This window comes from Streptomyces sp. NPDC057877 (assembly GCF_042796855.1).
Classification (GTDB): domain Bacteria; phylum Actinomycetota; class Actinomycetes; order Streptomycetales; family Streptomycetaceae; genus Streptomyces.
On the sequence record NZ_JBHVMS010000004.1, the window covers coordinates 735,797 to 762,160 of the forward strand.

General features: G+C 70.1%; 23 protein-coding genes. 9 read left to right on the forward strand and 14 right to left on the reverse strand.

All coding sequences use genetic code 11. The features are described 5' to 3' along the window. Positions 1–79: 79 nt before the first annotated feature. Positions 80–997: a sulfite exporter TauE/SafE family protein gene (locus tag ACFVQG_RS14830; protein WP_383381574.1), complete on the forward strand. Its 918-nt coding sequence runs from the start codon at positions 80–82 to the stop codon at positions 995–997. A gap of 51 nt (positions 998–1,048) precedes the next feature. Here the strand turns inward: ACFVQG_RS14830 and ACFVQG_RS14835 are convergent, their stop codons facing one another. Further along, positions 1,049–1,522 carry a carboxymuconolactone decarboxylase family protein gene (locus ACFVQG_RS14835; protein ID WP_383381577.1) on the reverse strand — a complete coding sequence of 158 codons (474 nt, stop codon included), beginning with the start codon at positions 1,520–1,522 and terminating at the stop codon, positions 1,049–1,051. Between the two features lie 122 nt (positions 1,523–1,644). Here ACFVQG_RS14835 and ACFVQG_RS14840 point away from each other — a divergent pair, with 122 nt between their 5' ends. From ACFVQG_RS14840 to ACFVQG_RS14850, 3 genes are read left to right on the forward strand one after another with little or no spacing between them, the layout of a single operon-like run. Continuing rightward, positions 1,645–1,992, forward strand: coding sequence for a trypco2 family protein (locus tag ACFVQG_RS14840; RefSeq protein WP_383381580.1), 348 nt, complete (start codon positions 1,645–1,647; stop codon positions 1,990–1,992). Then, a complete protein-coding gene (locus tag ACFVQG_RS14845; protein WP_383381583.1) occupies positions 1,989–5,051 on the forward strand; it encodes an NACHT domain-containing protein in 3,063 nt (1,020 codons plus the stop codon). The genes ACFVQG_RS14840 and ACFVQG_RS14845 overlap by 4 nt, the downstream gene beginning before the upstream one ends. A gap of 16 nt (positions 5,052–5,067) precedes the next feature. Then, a complete protein-coding gene (locus tag ACFVQG_RS14850) occupies positions 5,068–5,700 on the forward strand; it encodes a hypothetical protein (protein ID WP_383381586.1) in 633 nt (210 codons plus the stop codon). On the opposite strand, the gene ACFVQG_RS14855 is transcribed toward ACFVQG_RS14850, so the two are convergent. Together ACFVQG_RS14855 and ACFVQG_RS14860 are read right to left on the reverse strand one after the other, a co-directional pair. Continuing rightward, positions 5,697–5,882 (reverse strand): DUF397 domain-containing protein, encoded by a 186-nt coding sequence (locus ACFVQG_RS14855; RefSeq protein ID WP_383381589.1) that lies wholly within the window; start codon positions 5,880–5,882, stop codon positions 5,697–5,699. The genes ACFVQG_RS14850 and ACFVQG_RS14855 overlap by 4 nt on opposite strands. Further along, positions 5,879–6,664, reverse strand: a complete 786-nt coding sequence (locus ACFVQG_RS14860) for a Scr1 family TA system antitoxin-like transcriptional regulator (RefSeq protein WP_383381750.1) — start codon at positions 6,662–6,664, stop codon at positions 5,879–5,881. The genes ACFVQG_RS14855 and ACFVQG_RS14860 overlap by 4 nt, the downstream gene beginning before the upstream one ends. Positions 6,665–6,823: 159 nt before the next feature. On the opposite strand from ACFVQG_RS14860, the gene ACFVQG_RS14865 reads away from it, so the two are divergent. From ACFVQG_RS14865 to ACFVQG_RS14875, 3 genes are all read left to right on the forward strand, one after another. Continuing rightward, positions 6,824–7,225, forward strand: a complete 402-nt coding sequence (locus ACFVQG_RS14865) for an ATP-binding protein (protein WP_383381592.1) — start codon at positions 6,824–6,826, stop codon at positions 7,223–7,225. A 78-nt stretch (positions 7,226–7,303) separates the two neighbouring features. Next, positions 7,304–8,296 carry an arabinan endo-1,5-alpha-L-arabinosidase gene (locus tag ACFVQG_RS14870; RefSeq protein WP_383381596.1) on the forward strand — a complete coding sequence of 331 codons (993 nt, stop codon included), beginning with the start codon at positions 7,304–7,306 and terminating at the stop codon, positions 8,294–8,296. Beyond that, positions 8,278–9,711: a family 43 glycosylhydrolase gene (locus ACFVQG_RS14875; RefSeq protein WP_383381599.1), complete on the forward strand. Its 1,434-nt coding sequence runs from the start codon at positions 8,278–8,280 to the stop codon at positions 9,709–9,711. The genes ACFVQG_RS14870 and ACFVQG_RS14875 overlap by 19 nt, the downstream gene beginning before the upstream one ends. Positions 9,712–9,757: 46 nt before the next feature. Here the strand turns inward: ACFVQG_RS14875 and ACFVQG_RS14880 are convergent, their stop codons facing one another. The 9 genes from ACFVQG_RS14880 to ACFVQG_RS14920 all read right to left on the reverse strand — a co-directional run bounded on the left by ACFVQG_RS14880 (position 9,758) and on the right by ACFVQG_RS14920 (position 21,059). Next, the gene (locus ACFVQG_RS14880; RefSeq protein WP_383381602.1) at positions 9,758–10,699 is read right to left on the reverse strand and encodes a hypothetical protein; all 942 of its coding nucleotides are present in this window, start codon (positions 10,697–10,699) and stop codon (positions 9,758–9,760) included. A gap of 94 nt (positions 10,700–10,793) precedes the next feature. Then, a complete protein-coding gene (locus ACFVQG_RS14885; protein ID WP_383381604.1) occupies positions 10,794–12,425 on the reverse strand; it encodes an aminotransferase class I/II-fold pyridoxal phosphate-dependent enzyme in 1,632 nt (543 codons plus the stop codon). Between the two features lie 116 nt (positions 12,426–12,541). Continuing rightward, positions 12,542–13,690 carry an aldose epimerase family protein gene (locus ACFVQG_RS14890; protein WP_383381607.1) on the reverse strand — a complete coding sequence of 383 codons (1,149 nt, stop codon included), beginning with the start codon at positions 13,688–13,690 and terminating at the stop codon, positions 12,542–12,544. Positions 13,691–13,752: 62 nt separating this feature from the next. Then, on the reverse strand, positions 13,753–14,997 hold the full coding sequence (mmsB, locus tag ACFVQG_RS14895) for a multiple monosaccharide ABC transporter permease (RefSeq protein WP_383381610.1): 1,245 nt from the start codon (positions 14,995–14,997) through the stop codon (positions 13,753–13,755). Then, positions 14,994–16,544: a multiple monosaccharide ABC transporter ATP-binding protein gene (mmsA, locus tag ACFVQG_RS14900; RefSeq protein ID WP_383381613.1), complete on the reverse strand. Its 1,551-nt coding sequence runs from the start codon at positions 16,542–16,544 to the stop codon at positions 14,994–14,996. Before mmsA ends, mmsB begins: the two co-directional genes overlap by 4 nt. A gap of 46 nt (positions 16,545–16,590) precedes the next feature. Beyond that, positions 16,591–17,703 carry a multiple monosaccharide ABC transporter substrate-binding protein gene (gene chvE / locus ACFVQG_RS14905; protein ID WP_383381615.1) on the reverse strand — a complete coding sequence of 371 codons (1,113 nt, stop codon included), beginning with the start codon at positions 17,701–17,703 and terminating at the stop codon, positions 16,591–16,593. A 92-nt stretch (positions 17,704–17,795) separates the two neighbouring features. Next, the gene (locus tag ACFVQG_RS14910; RefSeq protein WP_383381618.1) at positions 17,796–18,764 is read right to left on the reverse strand and encodes a hypothetical protein; all 969 of its coding nucleotides are present in this window, start codon (positions 18,762–18,764) and stop codon (positions 17,796–17,798) included. Positions 18,765–18,885: 121 nt separating this feature from the next. After that, a complete protein-coding gene (locus ACFVQG_RS14915; protein ID WP_383381620.1) occupies positions 18,886–19,896 on the reverse strand; it encodes a zinc-binding dehydrogenase in 1,011 nt (336 codons plus the stop codon). Next, positions 19,893–21,059 carry a mandelate racemase/muconate lactonizing enzyme family protein gene (locus ACFVQG_RS14920; RefSeq protein ID WP_383381623.1) on the reverse strand — a complete coding sequence of 389 codons (1,167 nt, stop codon included), beginning with the start codon at positions 21,057–21,059 and terminating at the stop codon, positions 19,893–19,895. Before ACFVQG_RS14920 ends, ACFVQG_RS14915 begins: the two co-directional genes overlap by 4 nt. Positions 21,060–21,348: 289 nt before the next feature. On the opposite strand from ACFVQG_RS14920, the gene ACFVQG_RS14925 reads away from it, so the two are divergent. Together ACFVQG_RS14925 and ACFVQG_RS14930 are read left to right on the forward strand one after the other, a co-directional pair. Then, on the forward strand, positions 21,349–22,056 hold the full coding sequence (locus ACFVQG_RS14925; protein WP_383381626.1) for a hypothetical protein: 708 nt from the start codon (positions 21,349–21,351) through the stop codon (positions 22,054–22,056). Between the two features lie 120 nt (positions 22,057–22,176). Continuing rightward, on the forward strand, positions 22,177–24,708 hold the full coding sequence (locus ACFVQG_RS14930; RefSeq protein WP_383381629.1) for a M14 family zinc carboxypeptidase: 2,532 nt from the start codon (positions 22,177–22,179) through the stop codon (positions 24,706–24,708). Positions 24,709–24,791: 83 nt separating this feature from the next. Here ACFVQG_RS14930 and ACFVQG_RS14935 read toward each other — a convergent pair whose 3' ends face one another. Next, positions 24,792–25,211 (reverse strand): organic hydroperoxide resistance protein, encoded by a 420-nt coding sequence (locus ACFVQG_RS14935; protein ID WP_383381632.1) that lies wholly within the window; start codon positions 25,209–25,211, stop codon positions 24,792–24,794. A gap of 97 nt (positions 25,212–25,308) precedes the next feature. Further along, complete coding sequence (locus ACFVQG_RS14940; RefSeq protein ID WP_383381635.1) at positions 25,309–26,331, reverse strand: NADP-dependent oxidoreductase; 1,023 nt, start codon at positions 26,329–26,331, stop codon at positions 25,309–25,311. Between the last annotated feature and the right edge of the window lie 33 nt (positions 26,332–26,364).

The following is a 26,364-nucleotide window of genomic DNA, read 5'->3' on the forward strand; positions in this document are numbered from 1 at the left end:
TCCCTACTTATCAGATAGGAAATGCCGGGATGCTGAGTGCCCGAACACGGCCGACGACGACGGGACGGACGAACACCGCATGCGCACGCTGATCCTGCTCGCCCTCGCGGGCCTGGGCGCACAACTGGTCGACGGCAGCCTGGGCATGGCCTACGGCGTGACCTCCACGACCCTCCTCCTCGCCCTCGGCACCAACCCGGCCGCCGCGTCGGCGACGGTCCACCTGGCGGAGATCGGCACCACGCTCATGTCGGGCGCCGCGCACTGGCGCTTCGGGAACGTCGACTGGCGGGTGGTGGCGAGGATCGGCGTGCCGGGAGCGGTGGGCGCCTTCCTGGGCGCGACGGCGCTCTCCCGCCTCTCCACGGAGCTGGCGGCCCCGCTGATGTCGGTGATCCTCCTCTCCCTCGGCGTCTACGTCCTGTCCCGCTTCACGTTCCGGGACCTGCCGAAGCCCCGCACGGACACACCGCTGCGGGGGCGCTTCCTGTCCCCCCTGGGCCTGGTCGCCGGTTTCCTGGACGCGACCGGCGGGGGCGGCTGGGGCCCGGTCGGCACCCCGGCGCTGCTGGCCAGCGGCCGGATGGAACCACGTAAGGTGATCGGCTCCATCGACACCAGCGAGTTCCTGGTGGCGGTGGCGGCCAGCCTGGGCTTCCTCTTCTCCCTCGGCTCCCAGGGCATCGACTACGTCTGGGTCGCCGCCTTCCTCCTGGGTGGCCTGATCGCCGCCCCGGTCGCCGCCTGGCTGGTCCGCCTCCTCCCCCCACGGGTGCTCGGCTCGGCGGTCGGTGGCGTCATCGTCGTCACCAACGCCCGCACGCTGCTGAACAGCGACTGGCTGACGCTGCCGGGTTGGTCGGCGGCGGCTGTCTACGTCGCCCTGTACGGCCTGTGGGCGGCGGCCGTCGCCCACTCGGTCCGGGCCCACCTCGGGCAGCGGGCGGCGCAGTCAGACCCCGCGCTGGCGGAACGGCCGGAAACCGTCGGTGTGTGACGGACGCCCCGGCGTGCTGGGGAGGCCCGGTCCGGGCCTCCCCCCGTACGGCTATCCGAACATCCCGACCTCGTAGCTCCCCGCGGGCTGCTGGACGATGACGTTGAAGCGGTTGTAGGCGTTGATGATGGCGATGACGGAGACCAGCGCGGCGAGCTGCTCCTCGTCGTAGTGCTTGGCCGCGTTCGCCCACACCTCCTCGCTCACCCCACCGGCCCCGTCCGCGAGCCGGGTGCCCTCCTCGGCCAGCTCCAGGGCGGCACGCTCGGCGTCGGTGAAGACGGTGGCCTCCCGCCAGGCGGCGATCAGGTTCAGCCGCAGCGATGTCTCTCCGGCGTGCGCGGCGTCCTTGGTGTGCATGTCGAGGCAGAACCCGCAGCCGTTGATCTGGCTGGCGCGGATCTTCACCAGCTCCTGCGTCGAGACCGGCAGGGCCGAGTCGGCGACGACCTTGCCCGCGGAGTTGACGTGCCTCAGGACCTTGCCGGCGACAGCGTTGCCGAACAGGTTCAGACGGGCCTCCATGGTGGACTCCTCTTTTCGTTGGTGGCTACACAGCTCTGACACGGGGGCGGCGGCGAATGTGACAGCGGTGGGTTGTGACGTACGTCTCCTGCCGCCTGCCACGGCCGTCTAGCGTGGGGCAGGTGACCGACGACCACGACAACCGCATAGAACTCGCCGACGCCGTGCAGGCCGTACGCGACGAACTCATCACCGCCGCCGCCTGCTCCTCCGGCCAGGACGTCACCTTCGAAGTCGGTGACATCGAGCTGGAGTTCAGCGTCGAACTGCGCAAGGAGGCCAAGGGCGGCGTGAAGGTGAAGGCCTGGGTGGTGGCGGCCGGGGTGGACGGCGGCGGGGGTACCACCCGCACGCACCGGGTCGCCGTCACGCTGCGGGCGCTGGACGCCCGTACCGGCGAGCCGTGGAAGGTGCGGAACGAGAGCCGGGGGAGCGTGGCCCGCTTCGGCAGAGGCGGCGGTGAGCGGTGACGGGAGGCAGGGCGCTCGACCGGGCCGTGGTGGTCCAGGGCGAGGGAGGGCAGGGGAGCGGGGTGCTCCTGGACGGGTACGTGGTGCTGACCGCGCGGCACGTGGTCGGGGACGGGGACACGGCCCAGGTCGTCCACCCCTCGTCCAGCACACCGACGAACTGCTCGGTGGCCTGGTCGGACCCGGAACTCGACGCCGCCCTCCTGGTCTCGGACGCGACGATCGTCAGCGCCGAGCGCGCGGCCCCGTGGGGCGCGACCCGCTACGGCAGGCTCGCCACCCTGGACCCGCTGCCGCACTGCCAGATCGTCGGATTCCCCCATGTGCAGCGCTACGGCCCGCAGGGCGAGGACCTGGAGTACGACCAGTACCGGGCGACCGTGCTGCCCATGGCGGGCCGCGTCCGCGCCACCCTGGTCTGCGAACTCGACCGCCCGCCGGTCGCGGACTGGAGGTGGCGGTCCTCCCCGTTGCGCGGCCTGTCCGGCGCGCCGGTGTTCGCCGGGGCGGTGCTCGTCGGGATCGTGACCGAGGTGCCGAAGGGACGCGGTCACCGGCGGATCGAGGCGGTGCCGGTCAAGACGGCGATGAGGAGGGCCCAGTCCACCTTCACCTGGCCGGAGAAGCACTTCGAGGCGATCACCGACGCGCACCCCGGGGACGAGCGGTTCGAGGACCGGTACGCGGCCGACCTGAAGGCCCAGTACCGCCGTACGGAGATCTTCGGCATCGACGAACTGGGCCGCAGCGAGTCCCGCTGGGACCTGGACACGGCGTACCTGAGCCTGGAGGCCGCGGCACGGGAGGAGCCGTACACGCCCCAGCGGTTCCCCGGCCCGTCGTCCAGCACCTCTCCGCAGCGCGTCGACGCCCTGCTGGGGGACCGCCCCCGCGCCCTGCTGCGCGGGGAGGCGGGGGCCGGGAAGACGACCCTCGTCTGGTGGCTGGCGGCCCACGCCGCGAACGGCACCCTGGGCAGCCAACTGCGCGAACTCAACGGCATGGTCCCCTTCGTCGTCCCCCTGCGCGCGGTGCACGCCCGCGGCGGGCGCTTCCCGACGGTGACGGAACTGCTGTCGGCGGGCCGCGTCCTCACCGACGACGCCCCCGAGGGCTGGACCCGCCGCGTCCTGGAGGCAGGACGCGGACTGCTCCTCGTGGACGGCCTGGACGAGGTCCCGGAGCGGGAACGGGAGGAGGCCCGCCGCTGGCTCACCGCCCTGCTGGACCGCTACCCCCGCACCCGCTGCCTGGCCACCGTCCGCCCCAACGCCGTGGCCAAGGACTGGCTCGCGCAGGACGGCTTCACGGAACTGACCCTCCTCCCGCTGAGCGACGACGACATCAACACCTTCGTCGCCGCGTGGCACGAGGCGGCACGACTGGAGTGCGAGCACGTGTACCCGGCCGGGCGGGCGGTGGAGGAGCGCAGGCTCCTGTCGGAACTCGAAGAATCCCTGTGCCACCAACTGGACCAGTCCCCGGCCCTGCGCACCCTCGCCCGCACCCCCCTGCTGTGCGCCGTCATCTGCGCCCTGCACCGCAGGCGAGGGGGCCTGCTGCCGACGACCCGCTGGTCCCTGTACCGTGCCGCGCTCGCCATGCTGCTGGGCGGCCGGGACGCGGGGCGGGGCGTGCGGCCCGCCGACGTGACCCTGGACTCCGACGAACAGCACGCCCTGCTCCAGCGGCTCGCCATCTGGCTGGTCCGCACCGGGCAGCAGCAGATGACCCGGGACCAGGCGGTCCAGCAACTCAACCTCGCCCTGCGGGACATGCCGCAGATCCAGGCCCAGGCGACCGCCGAACGCGTCCTGGGCTTCCTGGTCGACCGCAGCGGCCTGCTCCAGGAGCGCGCGGACGACGCCATCCAGTTCATCCACCGCACCTTCCAGGACTACCTGGCGGCGAAGGAGTTCCACGAGAGCGGCTACATCCTCGAACTCCTGAAACACGTCACCAACGAGGAGTGGAGCGACGTCTTCGTCCTGGGCGTCGGCCACGCGACACGGAAGGACGCCCACGACCTCATCGAGCGCCTCATCAACCTCGGCGACAAGGCCGCCTACCGGGACCGGCGTTGGTACCTCCACATGCTGGCCGCCCGGTGCGCCAGCAGCCTGCTGACACTGGACGCGGGGCTGTCGCAGCGGGTACGGGACGGAATAAGGCGACTCATGCCGCCGAGGGACGGCAGGGAGTCGATGGAACTGGGCAAGCTGGGCGACTGGTTCGTGGACCTGCTGCCGGAGGCGGTAAGCCTGGACGAAGTCCGGGCGTATCACGTCGTGCGGGCACTCATCCAGGTGCGCAGCGCACGGGCACGGCGGGCGCTCAGGCCGTTCGCGGCGCACCCGGCGGAGGGCGTGCGCGACTGTGTGGTCTCCGGCTGGGACACCCAGCCCGTCGACGAGTACGCGCGGGAGGTGCTGTACGGGATGGACGCCCCGCACGTCGTGGTCAGCAGCCCCGCCAGGCTGGCGCACGTGTCCCGCTTCGGTGCTGTCCGGTCAGTCGCGGTCTTCGGGGCCTACTCCGACAAGCAGTTGGACGCCGCGCTGCCGAAGAAAGGTCTACGGCACATCGAGATCCACTCCGGCTATGCGCTCAAGGGCCTGGACTTCGTACGGGCACGCGTCGATCTGGCCTCTCTGGCCCTGCTCAGCCTCATGCGCACGCGCGACGTGCCCGAGATCCTGATGGCGTGTTCCGCGGCTGGCCGCATCGGACGTCTGACCTTGCATGTGGAACGGCTGGCCGCCCTCTCCTCGCCGGAACCCCTACCTCATGTCCGGGCACTGAAGTTGCTGGTCCTCAATGACTACGCAGACGTCCAGAGCATCCGCCTGACGTTCCCCGGCCTTACGAGGCTGGACCTGACACTGTGGCATGTCGACGGACGCCCGCTGGATCTCACCCCGCTCCGGGACATTCCCGACCTGGAGATCGGCCTCACGTGTGACGACAGACTGCGGGTCATCGGGGCGGAGGACTTCGGACAGCGCCTGAACCGCGAGCGGTTCCCGGTGACTCCGGCGAGAATGCCCGGGGAGACGTGACGGAAAGGGACAGAAGATGAGGCACACGGGGGGAACCGCCGTAGGACTGCTGGCCCTGCTGGCAACCCTGGGCGTGGCGGGCTGCTCGGACGGCGACGGTGAGGGGGACAAGGGCGGTGGCAGTGTGAAGCCGTCGAAGCGCATGCACGCCTTCACCGAAGCCCCCTGTTCCCTCATCGAGGGCAAGCCACTGGCCGGGGGCATGGTGTTCCGGGCCGGTACGGACTCCACGCAGTCCGAGCCCAGGGAGGACGCCGCCCTGGACACCCCGGAGGCGTACCGCTCGACCACCTGCTACCGAACCCTCGGCACCCCGGCCGAGGGCGGCGACCTGTGGGACCTCACCACGAGCGCCGACCTCTACGAACGCGTCGGTCCCGCGTGCCGGGCCAAACGGATCAAGGAGGACCTGGACCGGGTCGGCAACCGCGAGCCCCACGCCATCGACGACTTCACCTACTGGCAGAACGTCGAGGAGGACGGCAAGGTCGGCCGCGAACTGCTCCTCTGCGACGGCAACCTGCTCCTGAAGGTCACGGCCTTCGCGCCGTCCGGCAGCCAACGGGACGCCGTGGACGACACCCTCGCCAAGCTCGTCGAGGAGGCGGCCCAGTTGACGGAGAAGGGGTTGCGGGAACCGGCGGCCTAGCGGTCGGCGGCGAGGGCTATGAACTCCGCCCAGGTGGTGGGGGAGAGGCGCAGTTCAGGGCCGTGGGGGTTCTTGGAGTCGCGGAGGTGGATGGTGGTGGGGGTGAGGGCGACTTCGACGCAGTCGCCGGAAGCGCTGCTGCTGTAGCTGGACTTGCGCCAGGTCAGATCGGACGTGTTCATAGGTCTCCTCGCATGCGCTGCAACAGGCTCACGGAGTCCTCCATCGAGAGAGCCTGTGAACGCATCCTGGCATACCGCCTCTGAAGCACGCTGACCACTTTTCGGTCGCTGATCAACTGGCCGCTCTCCTGCCCTTCGATGTAGGCGAACCACCGGATGTCCGGAGTCTCCAAAACCTGGAAGGGTCCTTGCAGCCCAGTGTGCGATGTCTGTACCAGCGGCATGATCTGGATCTCGACGTTGCGCAGCTCGGCCAGTTCCCGTACGTGTTCGATGAGGTCGCGCGTCACCTCTGAGCCGCCCGTTCGCCGCAGGAACAGGCACTCCTCGATGATGAAGCTGAACGCGGTGTTCGGCCGCTCCCACAGCAGTTTCTGCCGCTCGGCACGAGCAATCCAGCGCTCCTCGATCTGTGCATCGTCCAACGGCGGCACATGATCGACGGCCATCGCCCGCGCGTATGCCTCGGTCTGCAACAAGCCGGGGACCATGCGGCATTCGTACGTGCACAGGGCGATGGCCGTCTGCTCCAACCGCGCCCACTGCCGGAACCAGGCCGCCAGTCCCGGTTGCCGCCCGAGATGCTCAGCCGCCCTCCGTAACGCGCCGGTGTTGCCGAGGGCCTCCTCCGCCCGCTCCACAAAAACCGCATCCGGCATCCGCCGACCCAACTCCACAGAGGCCACCGTGTGCTTGGAGTACCGCACACGGTCGGCGAACTCCTCGCGACCCAGCCCCGCATGCTCCCGCAAGGCCTGGACGACCGCTCCGAAGGTCCGCATGCTGTCGGACGACTGAGGCTCATCGACCACTTACCCCACCTCCCACCCGCATGGTCACGTGCAGTAACCGGTACTGTCCAGTCCGTAACCGCGTACGCTGCCGCACCGTACACGGCCACCACCTGGAGAACTCCCCGCCCCCGGCGCCACATTGGCCGCATGTTCACTCAGTACCTCAGCGCCACTCCCCGGGGCGCGCGCCTGGCTCGCCACCTGGCCCTGCACCAACTGCACGCCTGGGGAATCCCGCACGGCACGGACCTGTCGGAGTCGGCCGCACTGGTCGTATCGGAACTGGCCGTGAACGCCGTAACCCACGGCCACGTACCGGGCCGGGACTTCGAACTCCGTCTGACCCTGTCGGCGCGAACGCTCCGCATCGAGGTGAGCGACGCGCGGGCGGAACCGTGGACTCCACGCCCCGCGCACGCCCTGTCCGAGGCGGGACGGGGGCTGCTGCTGGTGGACGCGCTGACGGACCGTTGGGAAGTGGTGCGCAGGGACCCGCCGCCGGGGAAAACGGTCCGCGCCGAGATCGACGTGTGGTGCGCGAAGGATTGACGCGAACGGGGTTCGATTCTACGTTCCGTCCGACAGAGCGACCGACGTTCGAAACACCGAACAAATAGGAGCGTTCGAGTGAGCCGCACCCCCCACACCCGGCGAAAAGCAACCCGCACCGCGCTCTTCGCCCTCCCCGCAGCCGTAGTCCTCGCACTGGTCCCGTCCAGCGCGTCGGCGTACCCGAACCCGGGCCGGGTCACCGGATCGGTGGTCACGCACGACCCGTCGATGATCCGCACGTCGAGTGGCCAGTACCTGCTCTACGCGACAGGCGGCGGCATCAGCAACAAGACGTCGTCGGACCGCATCGCCTTCACGGCGGGCCGGGATGCCTTCAGCACCCGCCCGAGCTGGTGGTCGCGCTACTCCTCCGTCCCGGAGGCGTGGGCGCCGGACATCTCGTACCACGGCGGCAAGTACCTGATGTACTACTCGGTCTCGTCGTTCGGCTCGAACACGTCGGCGATAGGCCTGGCGGGATCCACAACCGGCCAGCCAGGCACCTGGACGGACTACGGCACGGTCTACACCTCGACATCCTCCAGCGACTACAACGCGATAGACCCGAACCTCTTCGTGGACAGCGACGGAAAGTGGTGGCTGTCGTTCGGAAGCTGGTGGACAGGCATCAAGATGATCCAGATCGACCCGTCCACGGGCAAACAACTCAGCTCCAACAGGACCCGCTACTCCCTGGCATCCCGCCCCACAGGCACGAAGGCGGTGGAAGCCCCGTTCATCGTCAAACGAGGCAGCTACTACTACCTCTTCGCGTCGTACGACACCTGCTGCGCGGGCACGAGCAGTACGTACAAGGTCAAGGTGGGCCGGGCGACGAGCATCACGGGTCCGTACTACGACCGCAACGGCGTCTCGATGATGAACAACGGCGGCACGCCGGTCCTCGAGTCCCACGGCAACGTCATCGGACCGGGCGGCCAGTCGATCATGCCGGACGTGGACGGCGACCTGATCGTCTACCACTACTACGACGGCGCCGACAACGGCACCCCGAAGCTCGGCATCAACCTCCTCAACTGGAGCACCGGATGGCCCGTCGCCTACTGACCCTGCTGGCGGCGCTGCTGCTGGCGCTGAGCGTCGGCCAGCCGTCCGCGAGCGCGGCCTCGTTCGCCAACCCGCTGAAGTCCGTGAAGGGCGCGGACCCGTGGATCACGCACCACGACGGCAACTACTACCTGATCACGACGAGCTGGACGGACGTGATCACGATCCGCAAGGCCCCCACCCTGGGCGGCCTGGCCACGGCCCCCAGCGTGCAGGTATGGCAGGGCGACGCGGCCTCCCGCTGCTGCAACATCTGGGCCCCGGAGCTGCACTACCTGAACGGCCGCTGGTACCTGTACTACGTGGCGGGCCAGAACGTCTCCGACTACAACCCCACCCAGCGCAGCCACGTCCTGGAGAGCACGGGCTCGGACCCGATGGGCCCGTACACCTACCGGGGCCAGCTCAACTCGTCATGGATGCTGGACCCGACGGTGGCGACGATCAACGGCCAGCTCTATGTGTTCGGCAGTACCCACAACAACACGCAGAACATAGTCGCGGCACGCATGTCGAACCCGTACACGGCCAGCTCGGCCTTCACGACGATCTCCACCCCCACCCACACCTGGGAACGCTCGGGCGGCACGGTCAACGAGGGCCCGGAGATCCTCCAACGCAACGGCCGCACCTTCCTCATCTACTCGGCAAGCGGCTGCTGGACCCCGGACTACAAACTGGGCCAGTTGGAACTAACCGGCGGAACCCCCACCGCCGCGTCCTCCTGGACGAAGAAGTCAACACCCGTCTTCCAACGCAACGACGCGAACGGCGTCTACGGCCCAGGCCACAACGGCTTCTTCACCTCCCCGGACGGCACGGAGAGCTGGATCGTCTACCACGCCAACGACAACGCGGGCGAGGGCTGCGACAACGGGCGCACCACCCGTGCGCAGAAGTTCACCTGGCACGCCGACGGGACACCCGACTTCGGTACCCCGGTACGCCTGGGCGCCTCCCTGCCCGGCCCGTCCGGCGAACCGTCGGCCACCTCCACCACGTACACGCTCACCAACCGCAACAGCGGCAAGTGCCTGGACCTGGCGGGGAGTTCCGGTGCCGACGGGGCCAACGTGCAGCAGTACACCTGCAACGGCGGCGCCAACCAGCGCTGGCGGCTGGAGGACCTCGGCGACGACACCCACCGGCTGGTGAACGTGGCCAGCGGCAAGGTGCTCGACACCGCCGACTGCGATCCGGCGGACGGCACGACGCTCCGGCAGTGGACCTGGCTGGACAACACCTGCCAGCGCTTCCGCTTCGTCGCCACCGACAGCGGCCACGTCCGCGTCGTCAACCAGGCCACCGGCAAGGTCGCCGACGTCACCAACTGCTCCACGGGCGACACCGCCGACGTACGGCAGTGGACCTGGCTCGACAACGCCTGTCAGCAGTGGCGTCTGACCCCGGCGTGACGACCGTGGGCCCGGTGGGTCAGCCCTCTGACCCACCGGCCCTCCGCTACCTGTCCAGCCAGTCGGTGAGACGCACGGGCCGGTCCGTGAGGACCTGGAGGTTCCCGCCGTCGGCGGCGTCGACCACGTAGGTGCCGTGTGTGTAGGTGAACTCGTCGGTGGCCGAGAAGGCTATCCGGGTGCCGTCGGGGGAGAAGACCGGGGCCTGGACGCCGCTGAGCGGGCTCGGCCAGCCGGACTGCAGGTCGGTGCCGGTGCCGGTCGTGACGTCGAGGACGCGCAGGCCGTAGTCGGTGGCGTGGACGATGCGCTGTCCGTCGGGGGACCAGTCGACCGGCGTCGACGACACGTCGTGGCCGGTGGTGAGCTGACGCACCTGGCGGGTGGCCGTGTCCATGACCCAGACGTCTGTTCCGTACTCCCAGCCGTCGCCCGTCTCGTACCGGGTGCTCCTGAGGAACGCGATGCTCTTGCCGTCGGGCGAGAAGGTGCCGTACAGGCCGGTGGACGTGAGGACTTCATGGCCGGTCCCGTCGGCCTTGATCCACTCCAGGCCGCGCGGGCTGTCGTACACGATCCGCTTGCCGTCCGGGGACCAGTCGGGGCGCGCGACCTCCGGGGCTTCGCCCGTCTCGGGCTGGACGCCTTCGACCAGGACGCGCTGGCCGGTGCCGTCGGCTTCGGCGACCACCAGGTCCCGTGCGTACATGCACCCCTCGGGCTGCGGAAGGCAGGTGTCGTCGCGGTGGATGTACGCCACCTCGGCACCCTTGGGCGCCAGGACGCCGTCCTCGGCGCCCTGGGCGAAGGTCCCGGTGACGCTTCCGCTCGCGGGGTCGAGGGTGACCAGCGTGGGGGATGCCGTGGAGTAGTCGGTGGCGGTGATCCGGCCGGTCACCGTCGTCTCGCGCGCCGAGGCGGTCCCGGCGAGCGGCAGGGTGGTGGCGACGACGATCCCGACGGTCAACACAGTGTGCGAAAGCCGCACTTGCACTCCTTCCTCAAAGGGGCGGGCGGGATGCCCGGCCCCCTTACAGGAGCGCGTGACGATCAAGAAACGTCACCGAGGCGGACCGGGCCGGTCAGCCCGCCTGCCCCATCCCCGCCGCGTTGGGCCAGCCCACCGCGCCCGGCCACCCGGTCGGCGGTGCCGCCGTCAGGTCAGGGGCCGTCGTGCCCCGGACCTGGGCGGCGGTCAGGCCGCCGCGGGCGGGGACGCCGGGCGGGGTGGGGCCGGTCATCGCCGCCGCCGGGGCCGGTACCGGAGTGGGGGCCGGTACCGGCTGCTGGGCGGCGGCGGGCCGCGGGGCCACAGGTTGGGGGGCGGGCTGGGGGACCCCCTGTGGCACCGCTTGCGGGTAGGTCTGCGCGACGGCGGGCTGCGGCATGCCCGGCTGCGGGAAGCCGGGCTGTGGGGCGACGGGTTGCGGCACACCCTGCGGAATCGCCTGAGGAATCCCCTGAGGAATCGCCTGCGGAACAGGCTGCGGCATCCGCATCCCCGCCCCGTTCGTCGCCCCGATCAACCGGTCGACCGCCGCCGTACCCGAGCTGTAGCTGGTCCCGGTGCCCAGCTCGGGCACGGCGGCTCCCCTCCTGGTCCCGTAGAGCACCTGTTCCAGGCCGGACACCAGGCGACGCACGTCCACCTGGGGGCGCACCACGAGACGCAGGAAGCGACTGGAGGAACCGATCTTGTTGCCGCACTCGCGGACCAGGATCCGGTGCTCGGTGAGCATGCGGTCCCGGACCACCGTGCCCTCCGCGCCCACGGGGAGGCGGACGAAGAGGAAGTTGCCCTGGGAGGGGTAGACGGTCAGGCCGGGCAGGGACGCCAGCTGGCCCGCCATGTCGAGGCGGTCGCGGCGGACCTGGTGGAGGCTCTGGGCGTACTCCGCGCCGTGTTCCTTCAGCATGAAGACGACGTGCTCGGCGAAGGAGTTGAGGTTCCACTTCGGGAGCATGGAGCGGATCTTGCCCGCGAGCGCCGGGTTCGCCACCAGGTAGCCGAAGCGGATGCCGTGCAGGCCGAAGTTCTTGCCGAGGCTGCGCAGCACGATGACGTTGGGCCGCAGCATCGCCTCCTGCACCACGGACGGTTCCACCTCCGCGTCGGCGAACTCCAGGAACGACTCGTCGATGACGACCAGGTCCAGGTCGGCCATCGCGTCCATGAACTGCACGATCGCGTGCTTGTGGAGGAAGCCGCCGTCGGGGTTGTTGGGGTTGCAGATGACCGCGACGCGCGTGCCGCGTGCGCGGATGAACTCCGCGTACTGCGCGAGGTCGAGGGCGAAGCCGCTGGACTCCTGGAGCGGGAACATGTCGACCCGCTTGCCGGTCTCCATGGGCTGGTCGGTCCAGCGGCCGAAGGTGGGGACGGGGACGGCGAGGGACTCCCGGACCATCAGGTGGTCGATCCAGGTGATCAGCTCCGTGGAGCCGTTGCCCATCGCCACGCACTGCGGCGGAAGCTGGAGCAGGCCGCACAGTTCGGCCGTGATGGTGTCGGCGCTGCTCGGGTAGTACGTGATGATGTCCCGCAACTTGCCCGCCATGTCGTCGAACATGGCGGGGGTGGGGAAGTACGGGTTGCACGGAATGCAGAAGTCCACCGGACCGGCGCCGTCCCCGCCGCTCTCCCGCGTCAGCGCCGCCATCGAAGGGCTGTGCGCCGACGTGGAGCGGAACAACGAGGTGACGTTGTCAGCCAAGGGAACCTCCGTCTGTGGGTGGCCCGTGCGGGGGAGCACGGGCCACCCATGGATACGGAGGCGTGAGTGACACCGTTCAACCGACGTGAAGGAATTGTGTCCTCAGCCGGTGCGCGTCACGCGCTGAACGAGTGCACCGTCGTCGTCCGGTACGTCTGCCCCGGCCGCAGTACCGTCGACGGGAAGTGCGGCTTGTTCGGCGAGTCCGGGAAGTGCTGCGTCTCCAGGCACAGCCCGTCACCCTGCCGGTAGACCGTGCCGCCGGTGCCGACGAGACTGCCGTCGAGGAAGTTGCCGGAGTAGAACTGCAGGCCCGGTTCCGTGGTCGCGATCCGCATCGTGCGGCCGGAGGACGGGTCCCGCAGGGTCGCGACGGACTCCGGGCGGCGGGTGATGCCCTTGTCCAGGGCCCAGTTGTGGTCCAGGCCCTTGCCGTACAGGAGTTGCGGGTGGGCCACCCGGATGTCCCGGCCGACCGCCTTGGCGCGGCGGAAGTCGAAGGGGGTGCCCGCGACCCTCGCCAGTTCACCGGTGGGGATCAGGCCCGCGTCGACCGGGGTGTAGCGGGAGGCGTCGATCGACAGCTCGTGGTCGTAGATCGTGCCGCTGGACTCGCCCGCCAGGTTGAAGTAGACGTGGCTGGTGAGGTTGACGACGGTCGGCTTGTCCGTCGTGGCCTCGTAGTCGATGCGCCAGTCCCCGTGCCGGGTGAGGGTGTACGTCACCTTGGTGCGCAGCGTGCCGGGGTAGCCCATCTCGCCGTCGACGCTGGTGTAGTACAGGTGCAGGCCGACGTCCGAGCCGTCGGTGAACGGCTCGACATCCCAGACGTGCTTGTCGAAGCCCTGGGCGCCGCCGTGCAGGCTCTGCTCGCCGTCGTTGACGGAGAGCTGGTAGGCGGTGCCGTCCAGGGTGAAGCGGCCCTGGCCGATGCGGTTGCCGTAGCGGCCGATGAGGGCGCCGAAGTAGGGGCTGGAGGCGACGTAGTCGTCCAGGTTGTCGAAGCCCAGGGAGACGTTGGCGTGACGGCCGCGCCGGTCCGGGATCTCCAGGGACTGCACGATCCCGCCGTAGGAGAGGACCTTCAGCCGTGTGCCGCCGTTCTCCAGCGACCAGCGGTACACCTTCGTGCCGTCGGCGAGCTTGCCGAAGAGTGACTTCACCGGGCGCCCGCCCGCCGTGGCGTGCGCGGTGCCGCCCGTCAGCCCCGCCGTGATCCCGGCGGCTGCCGCTCCTGCGATGACCGTGCGTCTGCTCAGTTCCATGTAGCGGCTCCCATGAATCCCATAAAGGTGGGGCCCCGCCGGTCGGCGGGGCCCGAGGAGTGTTACGAACCGACCTTGCGCTTGTTCCACACGTCGAAGCCGACCGCGGCCAGCAGGGCCATGCCCTTGATGACCTGTTGCCAGTCGGTGCCGACGCCGAGCAGGTTCATGCCGTTGTTCAGCACGCCGAGGACGAGGCCGCCGATGATCGCGCCGAGGACGGTGCCGACACCGCCGCTCATGGACGCGCCGCCGATGAACGCGGAGGCGATCGCCTCGAGTTCGTAGTTCAGGCCCGCCTTCGGAGACGCCGCGTTCAGACGGGCGGCGACCACCAGACCCGCCAGGGCCGCGAGCATGCCCATGTTCAGGAAGACATAGAAGGTGACCTTCTTGTCCTTGACGCCGGACAGCTTCGCCGCCGGGAGGTTGCCGCCGATGGCGTAGATGTGGCGGCCGAAGATGGAGTTGCGCATCACGTAGCTGTAGCCGACCACCAGCACGCCCAGCACCAGCAGGACGATCGGGGTGCCCTTGTAGCTGGCGAGCAGCATGGTGACCGTGAGGATCGCCGCGGTGATGGCGACCAGCTTCAGCAGGAACAGGTTGCGCGGCAGGACGTCGAGGGAGAACTCCTGCTGGCGCCTGCGGTCCCGGATCTCCTGGAGGACCACGGCCGCGATCAGGATGAAGCCCAGCAGCAGGGTCAGGTTGTGGTAGTTGGTCTCCGGGCCGACCTCCGGCAGGAAGCCGTTGCCGATCTTCTGCTCGCCCTTGGGGAACGGGCCGAGGGTCTGGCCCTCCAGGAAGATCTCCGTCAGACCGCGGAAGACCAGCATGCCCGCGAGGGTCACGATGAACGACGGTATGCCGCCGTAGGCGATGAAGAAGCCCTGTACGGCTCCCGCGACCGCGCCGATGGCCAGGCACAGCACCACGGCGATCGGCCAGGGCATGTCGTTCTTGACCATGAACACGGCGGCCACCGCGCCGACGAACGCCGTCAGTGAGCCCACCGACAGGTCGATGTGGCCCGCGATGATGACGAGCATCATGCCGATCGCGAGGATCAGGATGTAGCTGTTCTGGAGGACCAGGTTGGAGACGTTGCGCGGCAGCAGCAGGTCGCCGTCGGTCCACACCGCGAACAGCGCCACGATCAGGCCGAGGGCGATCAGCATGCCGTACTGCCGCATGTTGCGGCGCATGCCGTCCAGGACCAGTTGCAGCAGTCCGCCGCCGGTGGCCGCCCCGCCCCTGCCGGGCGGCGCGGGGGCCGGGGTCTTGGCGCTCACATCGGTGCTCATCGGGTTACCTCTTTGTCCTTAGTCATCTGACGCATCAGCGATTCCTGCGAGGCCTCGGCCCGTGAGAACTCACCGGTCAGCCGCCCGGCGGCCATCGTGTAGATGCGGTCGCACATACCGAGCAGCTCCGGCAGCTCGGAGGAGATGAAGACGACCGCCTTGCCCTGGGCGGCCAGTTGGTCGATGACCGTGTAGATCTCGTACTTGGCGCCGACGTCGATGCCGCGCGTCGGCTCGTCCAGGATCAGCACATCGGGACCCGCGAAGATCCACTTGCTGAGGACGACCTTCTGCTGGTTGCCGCCGGACAGCTTGCCCACCGGCTCGAAGACGGTCGGTGCCTTGATGTTCATGGACTTGCGGAAGCCCTCGGCGACCTGCCGCTCCTGGTGCTCGTCGACCACGCCCCGCTTGGCCACCTTGCCCAGGGCACTGAGCGAGATGTTGCGGTTGATGGTGTCGATGAGGTTGAGGCCGAAGTGCTTGCGGTCCTCGGTGACGTAGGCGATCCCGTGCCCGACCGCCTCGGCGACGGTCTTGGTACGGATCTCCGTGCCGTCCTTGCTGACCGTGCCGCCCGCGTACCGGCCGTAGGTGCGCCCGAAGACGCTCATCGCCAGTTCGGTGCGGCCCGCGCCCATCAGGCCCGCGATGCCGACGATCTCGCCGCGCCGTACGTGCAGCGAGACGTCGTCGACGACCTTGCGGTGCTGGTCGATGGGGTGGTGCACGGTCCAGCCCCGGATCTCCAGGGCCGGGGACGCGCCCTCCTCGGGCTCGTGCGGGGTGCGCTCCGGGAAGCGGTGTTCCAGGTCGCGGCCGACCATGCCGCTGATGATCCGGTCCTCGGTGGTCTCCGCGGACTTCACGTCGAGCGTCTCGATGGTCTGGCCGTCGCGCAGGATGGTCACCGAGTCGGCGACCTTGCGGATCTCGTTGAGCTTGTGGCTGATGATGATCGAGGTGATGCCCTGCTTCTTCAGCTCCAGGATCAGGTCCAGGAGCTTTCCGCTGTCCTCGTCGTTCAGGGCCGCGGTCGGCTCGTCCAGGATGAGCAGCTTCACCTTCTTCGAGAGCGCCTTGGCGATCTCCACGAGCTGCTGCTTGCCCACGCCGATGTCGGCGACCCGGGTCTCCGGGTGGTCGTCGAGTCCGACCCTGCGCAGCAGTTCGGTGGCGTGCTTGAGGGTCTCGTTCCAGTTGATGAACCCGCGGGAGGCGTGTTCGTTGCCGAGGAAGATGTTCTCGGCGATGGAGAGATACGGCACCAGTGCCAGTTCCTGGTGGATGATGACGATGCCGTGCCGCTCGCTCGCCCGGATGTCCCGGAAGTGGCAGACCTCTGACTCGAAGAGGATCTCCCCCTCGTAGCTGCCGTGCGGGTGGACGCCGGAGAGGACCTTCATCAGGGTCGACTTGCCGGCGCCGTTCTCCCCGCAGATGGCGTGGACCTCGCCCTGCCGGACGGTCAGGGTGACGTCGGACAGCGCCTTGACGCCGGGAAAGGTCTTGACGATCGAGCGCATTTCCAGGACGGGTCCCGCCATGGTCGTGCCTTCCAATCAGTAGGGGGTGGCGGTTACTCGCGACCGGTTACTTGAGGTCGCTCTCCTTGATGTAGCCGGAGTCGACCACGGTCTCCTGGTAGTTCTCCTTGTCGACGGCGACCGGCTCCAGCAGGTAGGCCGGGACGACCTTGCTGCCGTTGTCGTAGGTCTCGGTGTCGTTGGTCTCGGGCTTCTTGTCGTTGAGCAGCGCGTCGACCATGTTGGAGGCGACCTTGGCCAGCTCGCGGGTGTCCTTGTAGACGGTCATGGACTGCTCGTCCGCGATGATCGACTTCACCGAGGCGACCTCGGCGTCCTGGCCGGTGACGACCGGCAGCGGCTTGTTCGCGGTGCCGTAGCCGTCGGACTTCAGCGCCGACAGGATGCCGATCGAGATGCCGTCGTACGGCGAGAGGACCGCGTCGACCGGGTCGCTCTTGTAGGACTTGGTGAGGATGTCGTCCATGCGGCGCTGCGCGGTGGCGCCGTCCCAGCGCAGGGTGGTGACCTGGGTCAGCTCGGTCTGGCCGGACTTGACGACGAGCTGCTTCTTGTCGATGTAGGGCTGCAGGACGTTCATGGCGCCCTGGAAGAAGTAGCGGGTGTTGTTGTCGTCGTTGGAGCCCGCGAACAGCTCGATGTTGAAGGGGCCCTTCTCGCTGCCGTCGGCGAGGCCGAGCTGCTCGACGATGTAGGTGCCCTGGAGTTCGCCGACCTTCTCGTTGTCGAAGGAGGCGTAGTAGTCGACGTTCTCGGTGCCGAGGATGAGCCGGTCGTAGGAGATCACCGGGATGTCCGCGTCGGCGGCCTGCTGGAGGACGTTGTTGAGCGACTTGTTGTCGATGGCCGCCACGATCAGGGCGTCCACGCCCTGCGTGATCATGTTCTCGATCTGCGAGACCTGCTGGTCGGGCTCGTCCTCGCCGTAGACCAGCTTGGTCTCGTAGCCCTTGGACTCCAGGTCCTTCACGACGTTGTTGCCGTCGGCGATCCAGCGCTCGGACGACTTGGTCGGCATCGCGATGCCGATGGTGGCACCCTCGGAGCTGCCCTTGTCCTCCTCGCTGCCGCCCTCGCTGTTCTGCCCGCAGGCGGTCAGGGTCAGGGCGAGGGAGGCGGCGGTGGCTATGGCGGCGAGTGAGGCTCGGCGAGTACGCATGATCATCATCCTTGATGTGGTGGTGGCCCCGGAAGGTGTGTCGGATTCTGTGCGCCCGCGTCGACTTTTGTGAAGGGGCGTTGGCAGGAACGTTATGAGGGCGTTTCGAAGCGGCGCAGGTCGCCGGGCAGTCGGGACCCCAGCGGAGCCATGTCGCCGTCCGCGCCGTGCCGGGCGAGCAGGTCGAGCGCGAGCCGTCCGCGCCGCACCCGCTCCCGGGCGGTGTCCAGCGTCAGATCGCGCACATGGGTGCCGTACGGGTAGATCCCGGGGGCCTTGGACAGGCCGAACTTCAGGTACAGCGGGGCGCCGCGCCGGATCAGCTCCGCGACCTCGTACATCCGGACATAGCCGCCCAGGTCATCCGGGGCCTCGATGTACATGTCCATGGGCGCGGCGGAGACCCGGCGTATCTCGGTGAGGTGGTCCAGGGTCAGATCGCTGGGCACGTTGACCGAGTCGGCGCCCAGTTGCTCGTACACCTGGTACGAGGCCGGGTTGACCGGGCCGATCAGCGCCGACACCTTCAGCGTGGTGTCGGCCGGGATGATCCCGGCGGTGCGCGCCCGGTGCAGCGTCCACAGCACGCCCTCGTCGGCCACGAGCAGGCACTTCACACCCAGCTCGGTGGCGCGCACGGCGTCCTCGACGCATCCGGCGACCGCGTCGTGGCCGCGGGCGCGCAGTCCGGCGCCGCGCGAGTCGGTGCGGGTGGAGGCGCCGATGTCCCAGGTGCCGCGCGGCCCGGTGAACAGGCACAGCTCGATGTCACGGGCGGCGGTCGCCTCGACCATCTCGGTGATCTCGGCGTCGGTGAGCATCCACACACCGCTGCCCTGGCTGATCCGGTGAATCGGTACGTCGAGCCGCGAGGCCTCCTTCAGGACCACCGCCAGCGCCTCGGGACCCTCGCACGAGGGGATCTCGGTGCGCCAGCGGCCGCCGCCGGGGAAGGAGTGCGGCGAGGCGTCGGCGGGGTCGAGGGCCGGGGCGCCCAGACCGAGGGTGGTGAGCGCCTGCTCACCGGGCCTGCGGGCCGCCGTGGCGGAAGCGTCGGTCACAAGTTGTCCTTTGTGTTCGATATTTCGGACGAAGTTCGCGGCTCAGGGTGCACTCGTGTGGTCCGGGTGCTGGTGGTACGCCGGTGCGGGAACGGACAGGTGCCCCCGCACCGGCGCACGGCTAAGGACGGAGCAGCACCTTGCCCACCTTCGGGTCACCGGAGCCCACCAGGTCGATGGCCGCGGAGAACTCGGTGAGCGGCAGCTCGTGCGTCACCAGCGGCACCGGATCCAGCAGCCCGGCCCCGAAGACCCGCACGGCGTGCGCCCAGGCGTCCGGCGGCGCCCCGAAGACGGTGTGCACCTCCAGCTGCCGTACGACGAGATCCGTCGGGTCCAGCCCGTCCGCGCCCGGCGCCGGGATCCCGGTCAGCACCAGCCGCCCCCCGCGCCGCAGCAGGGCGGCGGCGGTCCGGGCGGCGTCGGCGGACCCGGCGGTCTCGATGACCACGTCGAAGTCGCCCGGCAGCTCCTGGTCCTTGGTGCGGAACCCGGTCGCCCCGAACTGCCGCGACAGCGCCTCCCGGTCCGGCCGGGTGCCGACGACCAGCAGCTCGGCCGGGGAGGCGGCGCGCAGGAACTGCACCGCGAACATCCCCAGCGTCCCGGTGCCGACCACGGCCACCCGCTCACCCGGCACCGCACGGGCCTTCAGCGCCGCCGCCGCGATGCACGCCGCGGGCTCCAGCAGGGCCGCCGCCGTCAGGTCCGCGTCGTCCGGCAGCACGTGCAGCAGCCGCGCGGGCAGCGTCAGGGTGGTGGCCATCGCCCCCGGCTGGGTGAACCCGGTCTCCTCGTACCCGTGGCTGCACAGGGTGGTCTCACCGGCGTGGCAGCGGTCGCACACCTGGCAGTTGCGGAACCCCTCCCCGACGACCTTGCGGCCGACGATGCTCCCGGGCACCCCGGCGCCCACGGCCTCCACCGTCCCGGACCACTCGTGACCGGGGGTGAGCGGGTAACGGACGTACCCCTCGGGCCGGTTGCCCTGGTACACCTCGCGGTCGCTGCCGCAGATGCCCACGGCGTGCACCCGTACCAGCGCCTCCCCGGCCTCCGGCGGGCGCGGCGTGTGCTCGACGACCCGGTGCGTGCCCGGCGCCTCGACGACGACGGCGGCGGCCCCGCTCACGCGCCGGTCCCCTTCGGCTTGCGCTGCTCCCACCCCTCGGCCCACAGGTCGAAGCGGGCCTGCTGCTGCGGGAACTCGGCGGCGGCGTCGGTGTCCAGCTCGACGCCGAGGCCGGGCGCGTCGGAGAGGTGGAAGCAGCCGTCCTCCGGGTTCACCTGCGGGGCGCCCTTGACGACCTTCTTGATGTCCGCGTCGGCGAAGTCGTTGAAGTGCTCGAGGATCTTGAAGTTGGGGGAGGTGAACCCGACCTGGAGCGAGGCGGCGGTGAGCACCGGGCCGCCCACGTTGTGCGGGGCGACCAGCATGTAGTGGGTCTCGGCGGTCGCGGCCAGCTTCCGCGTCTCCCAGATGCCGCCGATGTGGCCGACGTCCGGCTGGATGATGTCCACGGCCTGGCTCTCGAACAGCTCGCGGAACTCGATCCGGTCGTGGATGCGCTCACCGGTGGCGACCGGCATGTCCACCTTCGCGGCGACCTTCTCCAGCGCCTTGAGGTTCTCCGGCGGGCAGGGCTCCTCCAGCCACGCGGGCTTGAAGGGGGCCAGCTCGTGCGCCAGCCGCACCGCCGTCGCCGGGGAGAAGCGGCCGTGCATCTCCAGCATCAGCTCGGCGTCGGGCCCGATGGCGTCCCGTACGGCCTCGATCAGCGACACCGCGTACAGGGTCTGCTCGTGGTCCAGCTCGAAGTGCCCGGTGCCGAAGGGGTCGATCTTCAGCGCCCGGTACCCGCGCTCCATGACGCCCTGCGCGGCCTTGTGGTACGCCTCCGGGGTGCGCTCGGTGGTGTACCAGCCGTTGGCGTACGCCTTGACCTTGTCGGTCACCTTGCCGCCGAGCAGCTGCCACACCGGTACGCCGAGCGCCTTGCCCTTGATGTCCCAGCAGGCCATCTCGATGACGGCGATACCGGACATCACGATCTCCCCGGCGCGACCGTAGTCGCCGTACTTCATCCGCCGTACGAGGTCTTCCACCGCGAACGGGTCGGAGCCGAGAATGTGATTGGCCTCGGCCTCCTTCAGGTAGCCGAGGAGGGCGTCGGTGTGGCCGAGCATCCGGGTCTCGCCGACTCCGGTGAGGCCCTCGTCGGTGTGCACCTGTACGTACGTCAGGTTGCGCCACGGCGTCCCGACCACGTGTGTGCTGATTCCGGTGATGCGCACGGTTTACTGCCCCTCGTGAACGTCGGCTCTGACTGGGTCTGTTCGAAATTTCGTCACACGTTCGAAATGCTGGCGTGACAGTAAGGAGGGGGCGGCGATGGTGTCAATGGGTCGAACGCGTAACGGTTTCGACACTTTCGAAAGCAGTGTCGGAAATCCAGTTTCGACGCGTAGACGTGGGATGCCCCGGCCTGTGCTCAACTCCGGCTCCGGAAGCGGCAGTTCCGCACAGAACATTCACAGGTGCGACTAGGAAAGTTACGGACCCGGAATTTAACCTTCCCGCGTCATGGACTACTGCCACCCGTGCCGACGGCACCTGAATGGCGCCCTCGCCTGCCCGGGGTGCGGTACCCCGGCCGAGCAGCTTCCGCCCGAGGCGGAGGACTACGAGGGCGAAGCGGACGCTCCCGGCGTCGACACCGGCGACGACGAGCGAGCCGAGGCGGCGCCTCACGGTGGCCGGGAGAGCCGACGCGACCGCAAGGCCGCCGCCCACCGCAGACGGCGCCGCCGCGTCCTCCTCGTCGCCACCGGCTTCCTGCTGGCCGTCGGGGGGTTGAGCCTCGCCGAGCTGGGCCTGGACGCTCCGGGCTCCGCCGCACGTCCCGCGGCTGCCGGGGGCCCCTCGCCGGACGGTGGCGCGGCGGAGGGGACGACGACGGGGCCGACGGCCCCGACGACCGGCACGGCCCCCACGGGCACCGCCTCGGCCTCCGCGTCCGCGTCCCCGGACGCGTCCCCCTCCAAGTCCTCCCAGGAGAAGGACAAGGACAAGGACAAGGAGAAGGAGAAGGAAGAGGACGACGAGGAGACGCCCGAGGACTCCCCGACCCGCGACCCCCAGACCTCCGAGGCCGACCCCCCGCCCCCCGCCCCCTCCGACCCGCCCCCCGCCGACGACCCGGACCCGACCCCGACGCCCGGCACACCGACGGTGGAGCCCACGCCGGACCCCACCAAGACGTGCGACCGGTTCCTGTGGTGGTGTACGTGACCGGGGGGCGGTAGCGCGGCCAACTGCCCACTGCTGCGGGTGAGTCGAACCTCTGTTGCGGGTGAGTCGAACGGGGTAGGTCTCGCCGTACCGATCTCAGGAAGCCCGGAGGAGGTACGCGTGCGCACCACGAGAACCACCCCTGCGAGACCCGTCCTGATGGCAGCCCTCGTCGTCACCACGGCGAGTTCGCTCCTCCTGACCACCGCCCCCGCCAGCGCGGACCCTGGCGCCCCCGTCACCCGCGAGGACGCGCACCCCGCCCTCGACCGCCGCCCCGCCACCGCCTCCGAGGACGCCACCCGGCAGGCGCTCGCCACCCGTGCGCCGCAGGCCCCGGACACCGGCCGTGGCTACCCCCGCACCCGCACCCTCCCCCCGGACCCGGAGAACCCGGCCGACAAGTCGCTGAAGCTCGGCCTCACCCCGTACCACGCCATCGCCCCGAAGCTGAACGAACTGCAACGCCTCGGCGACCGGGTGAGCGTCGAGGTCGCGGGCCGCTCGGCGGGCGGTCACCGCCTCTACCTCGTCACCGTCACCGCCCCGGAGACCGCCCGGCAGACCCGCGCCCAGGACCGGATGCGCGACCTCATCGGGAACGCCCCCGCGCTCGCCGCCAAGGACCCCGGCCTCAAGTCGGCCTACAAGGCACCGGTCTTCTTCAACAGCAACATCCACGGCAACGAGTGGGAGGGCACCGACGCCGCCCTGCGGCTCATCGAGCGGCTCGCCACCGCCAACGACGCCCGCACCGAGGACCTGCTCGCGCACAGCCGCCTGTACTTCAACATCACCGCCAACCCTGACGGCCGCATCGCCGGAACCCGCGCCAACGCGAACGGCTTCGACCTCAACCGCGACTTCGTCACCGGCTCCCAGCCGGAGACCCGCGCGATGCGCCAGATCATGACGGACCGGCAACCGGCCGTCATGCTCGACCTGCACGGCTATGTCAACGGCACCCTGATCGAGCCGACGACCCCGCCGCACGGCGAGAACTACGAGTACGACCTCTTCCTGAAGAACACCTACGCCAACGCCCTCGGCATGGAGGCCGCCGTCAACGGCCTCGGCTACACGCCCGAGAAGGACGGCGTGGAGCCCGCGCAGATCCCCTTCCGGGACCAGGAGGAGGGCTGGGACGACTGGCCGCCCATCTTCACCCCGCAGTACGCCGCCTTCCACGGCACGGTGGCCGCCCACACCGTGGAGATCCCGCTGCGGGTGAACAACGCCTCCTACGACACCCTGTCGGAGGCCGAACTGCGCCGCCGCTCGGCGGTCAACGTGGCGGTGGCCGGGGCGGCCATGGACGCCACCCTCGACCATGTGCGCACCCACCGCACCGGGCTCATCGCCGACCAGATCGAGGTCTTCCGCCGGGGCGCGGCGGGCGCGCCCCAGGTCCCGGTGTCCCCGGAGACCGTCCCCGGCGTCCCCGGCATCGGCCCCGAGGACGTCTACACGACCAGGTTCCCGCGCGCCCACGTCATCCCCGCGGGCACCCGGCAGCGCTCGGCCCCCGCCGCCGCCCGCCTGGTGGACCACCTGCTCGCCAACGACGTCCGCGTCACCCGCGCCGCCCACCCCCTCCGGCTCGGCGACCGGACGTACCCGAAGGGCAGTTACGTCGTCGACATGCGCCAGCCCAAGCGCGGCCTGGCGAACGTGTTGCTCGCCGACGGACGGGACATCAGCGCCGACGTCTCGGTGATGTACGACATCTCGGGCTGGAGCCTGGGCAGGCTCTGGGGCGCCACGGTCGACCCCGTCCGCTCGGGTCAGCTCCCCACCGCCCTCCTGCGGCCGGTCACCGCCGCCACGCCCGTCGCCCAGGTCGCCCCGCGCGGCGACCTGCGGCTGCGGCTGGACGACCCGCGCGAGATCGCCGCCCTCAACTCCCTGCTCCGGCAGGGTGTGCGGATACGGCAGACCACCGACGGCAGCGCGCTCGTCCCGGCGTCGGCACGCGCCCAGGCCGTCACCGCGGCCCGCGCCTACGACGTCGCCTTCGAGGCCACCGACCGCGGAGGCGGCACCCCGCTGCGCCACCTCCGCATCGCGGCGGCCGTCACCCCGGGCGAGCTGTTCGCGCTGCGCGAGATGGGCTTCGAGGTGACGCCGGTCTCCACGGCGGTGCTGAACGCGGGCTTCGACTGGTCGGGCACGGACGTCCTGTTCGTCTCCACCGGCCTCACCCACGGCTCCCTCACCCCGGCCGCCCGCACGGCCCTGGACGCCTTCCTCGCGGACGGCGGTTACGTCGGCCGGGGCACGGCGGGCGCGGCGCTCAACTCGGCCGCCGGGCTGCTGCCGGTGACGGCGGTGGCGGGCAACGGCGACGCCAACGGCGTGGTGCGGGTCGCCCGGGAGGGCCGGGTCACCACCGGGTTCGTGTACGCGCCCGTGTGGTTCACCGGGCTCGGCGACGGGGTGCGCGTGGAGCAGTCGTACGCGACCGGGAACCCTCTGCTCTCCGGCCACTGGCGCCCGCGCCCCGACGGCACCGGCGGTCCGGCCGCCGCCGCGGGCCAGGCGTCCGTGGTCAGTGGCGAACGGGCCGTCCTGTTCGGCACGGAGCCCCTGTTCCGGGCGCATCCGAAGGGGCAGTACGCCCAGTTGGGCCGGGCGCTGTTCGGCGTCGGGTAGCGGCCCGGTCGTCGGCTGAGGACATGGCGAAGGCCGCACCCCACGTCCAAGGGTGCGGCCTCCGCCGTGTGCAACGCCCGCACTCAGGCAAGCGTCACGGTGATGTCGCCCCGGGTCGCCTTGGAGTAGGGGCAGACGGTGTGCGCCTTCTCCACGAGCGCCCGTGCCGTCGCCGGGTCCACGCCCGGGAGGTCCGCCGAGATCTCGACGACGAGCCCGAAGCCGTCGCCGTTCCTGCCTATCCCCACCTTCGCGGTGACCGTCGAGCCGGAGACGTCGGCGTCCTGCTGGCGGGCGACGACGGCCAGGGCGCCCTGGAAGCAGGCGCTGTAACCGGCGGCGAACAACTGCTCCGGGTTGGTCCCGGCGCCGCTGCCGCCCATCTCCTTCGGCGGGTTCACCACGAGGTCGAGCCTGCCGTCGTCGGTGGCGACCCGGCCGTCACGGCCGTTCTCCGCGGTGGCGACGGCGGTGTAGAGGACGTCGGTCTGCTGGATGGGCATGCGGTTGTCTTCCTCCTCGGCCCGCCCGGGACTCGCGCCCACGATCCCAGACGGTTTCGGAAAGAAGTTACCGCACTGCGGAAATCCAGGGAACCGGTCAGAGCTTGACGATCATCTTCCCGGTGTTGTCGCCCCGCAGGACCCCGAGGAACGCCTCCAGGTTGTTCTCGATGCCCTCCACCACCGTCTCCCGGTACTTCAGCGCCCCCGAGGCCACCCAGGGGCCCACCTCGGCCACGAACTCCGGCTGGAGGTCGTAGTGGTCGCCGACCAGGAAGCCCTCGATCCGGCCGCGGGTCTGGATCAGCCGGGCGAGGTTGCGCGGGCCCGGCGCGGGCTCGGTGTTGTTGTAGACGGAGATCATTCCGCAGACCGCGATCCGGCCGCCCCGGTTGAGGGAGCCGATGGCCGCCTCCAGGTGGTCCCCGCCGACGTTGTCGAAGTAGACGTCCACCCCGTCCGGCGCGGCGGCGCGCAACTGCTGGCTCACCGGGCCGTCCTTGTAGTTGAACGCGGCGTCGAAGCCGTACTCCTCGACCAGCAGCTTCACCTTGTCGGCGGAGCCCGCGGAGCCGATCACCCGCGAGGCGCCCTTCAGCCTGGCGAGCTGCCCGACCTGGCTGCCGACCGCGCCCGCGGCGCCCGACACGAACACCGCGTCGCCCTCCTTGAAGGAGGCGGTGCGCAGCAGCCCGGCGTAGGCGGTGAGGCCGGTCATGCCGAGCACGCCGAGGTACGCCGACAGGGGCGCGGTCCCGGGGTCGACCTTGACGGCGTGCTTGGCCTCGACGGTGGCGTACTCCCGCCAGCCGCCGAAGTGCAGGACGTGGTCGCCGGGCGCGACGCCCTCGGCGCCGGAGGCGACGACCTCGCCGACGGCGCCGCCCTGCATGGCCTTGCCCAGCTCGTACGGGGCGACGTAGGACTTGGCGGCGCTCATCCGGCCGCGCATGTACGGGTCGACGGAGAGGTACGCGTTCCGGACCAGGACCTCGCCGGGGCCGGGCTGCCGGATCTCGGCCTCGGCCAGCTCGAAGTCCTCGGGCTTCGGCCAGCCGACCGGGCGGCTGAGCAGCCGCCACTCGCGGCTGACGGCGGGGAGTGTGGGGGTGTCGGTCATCGGAAGGCCTCTCCAGTTACTTCGGCACCAGTT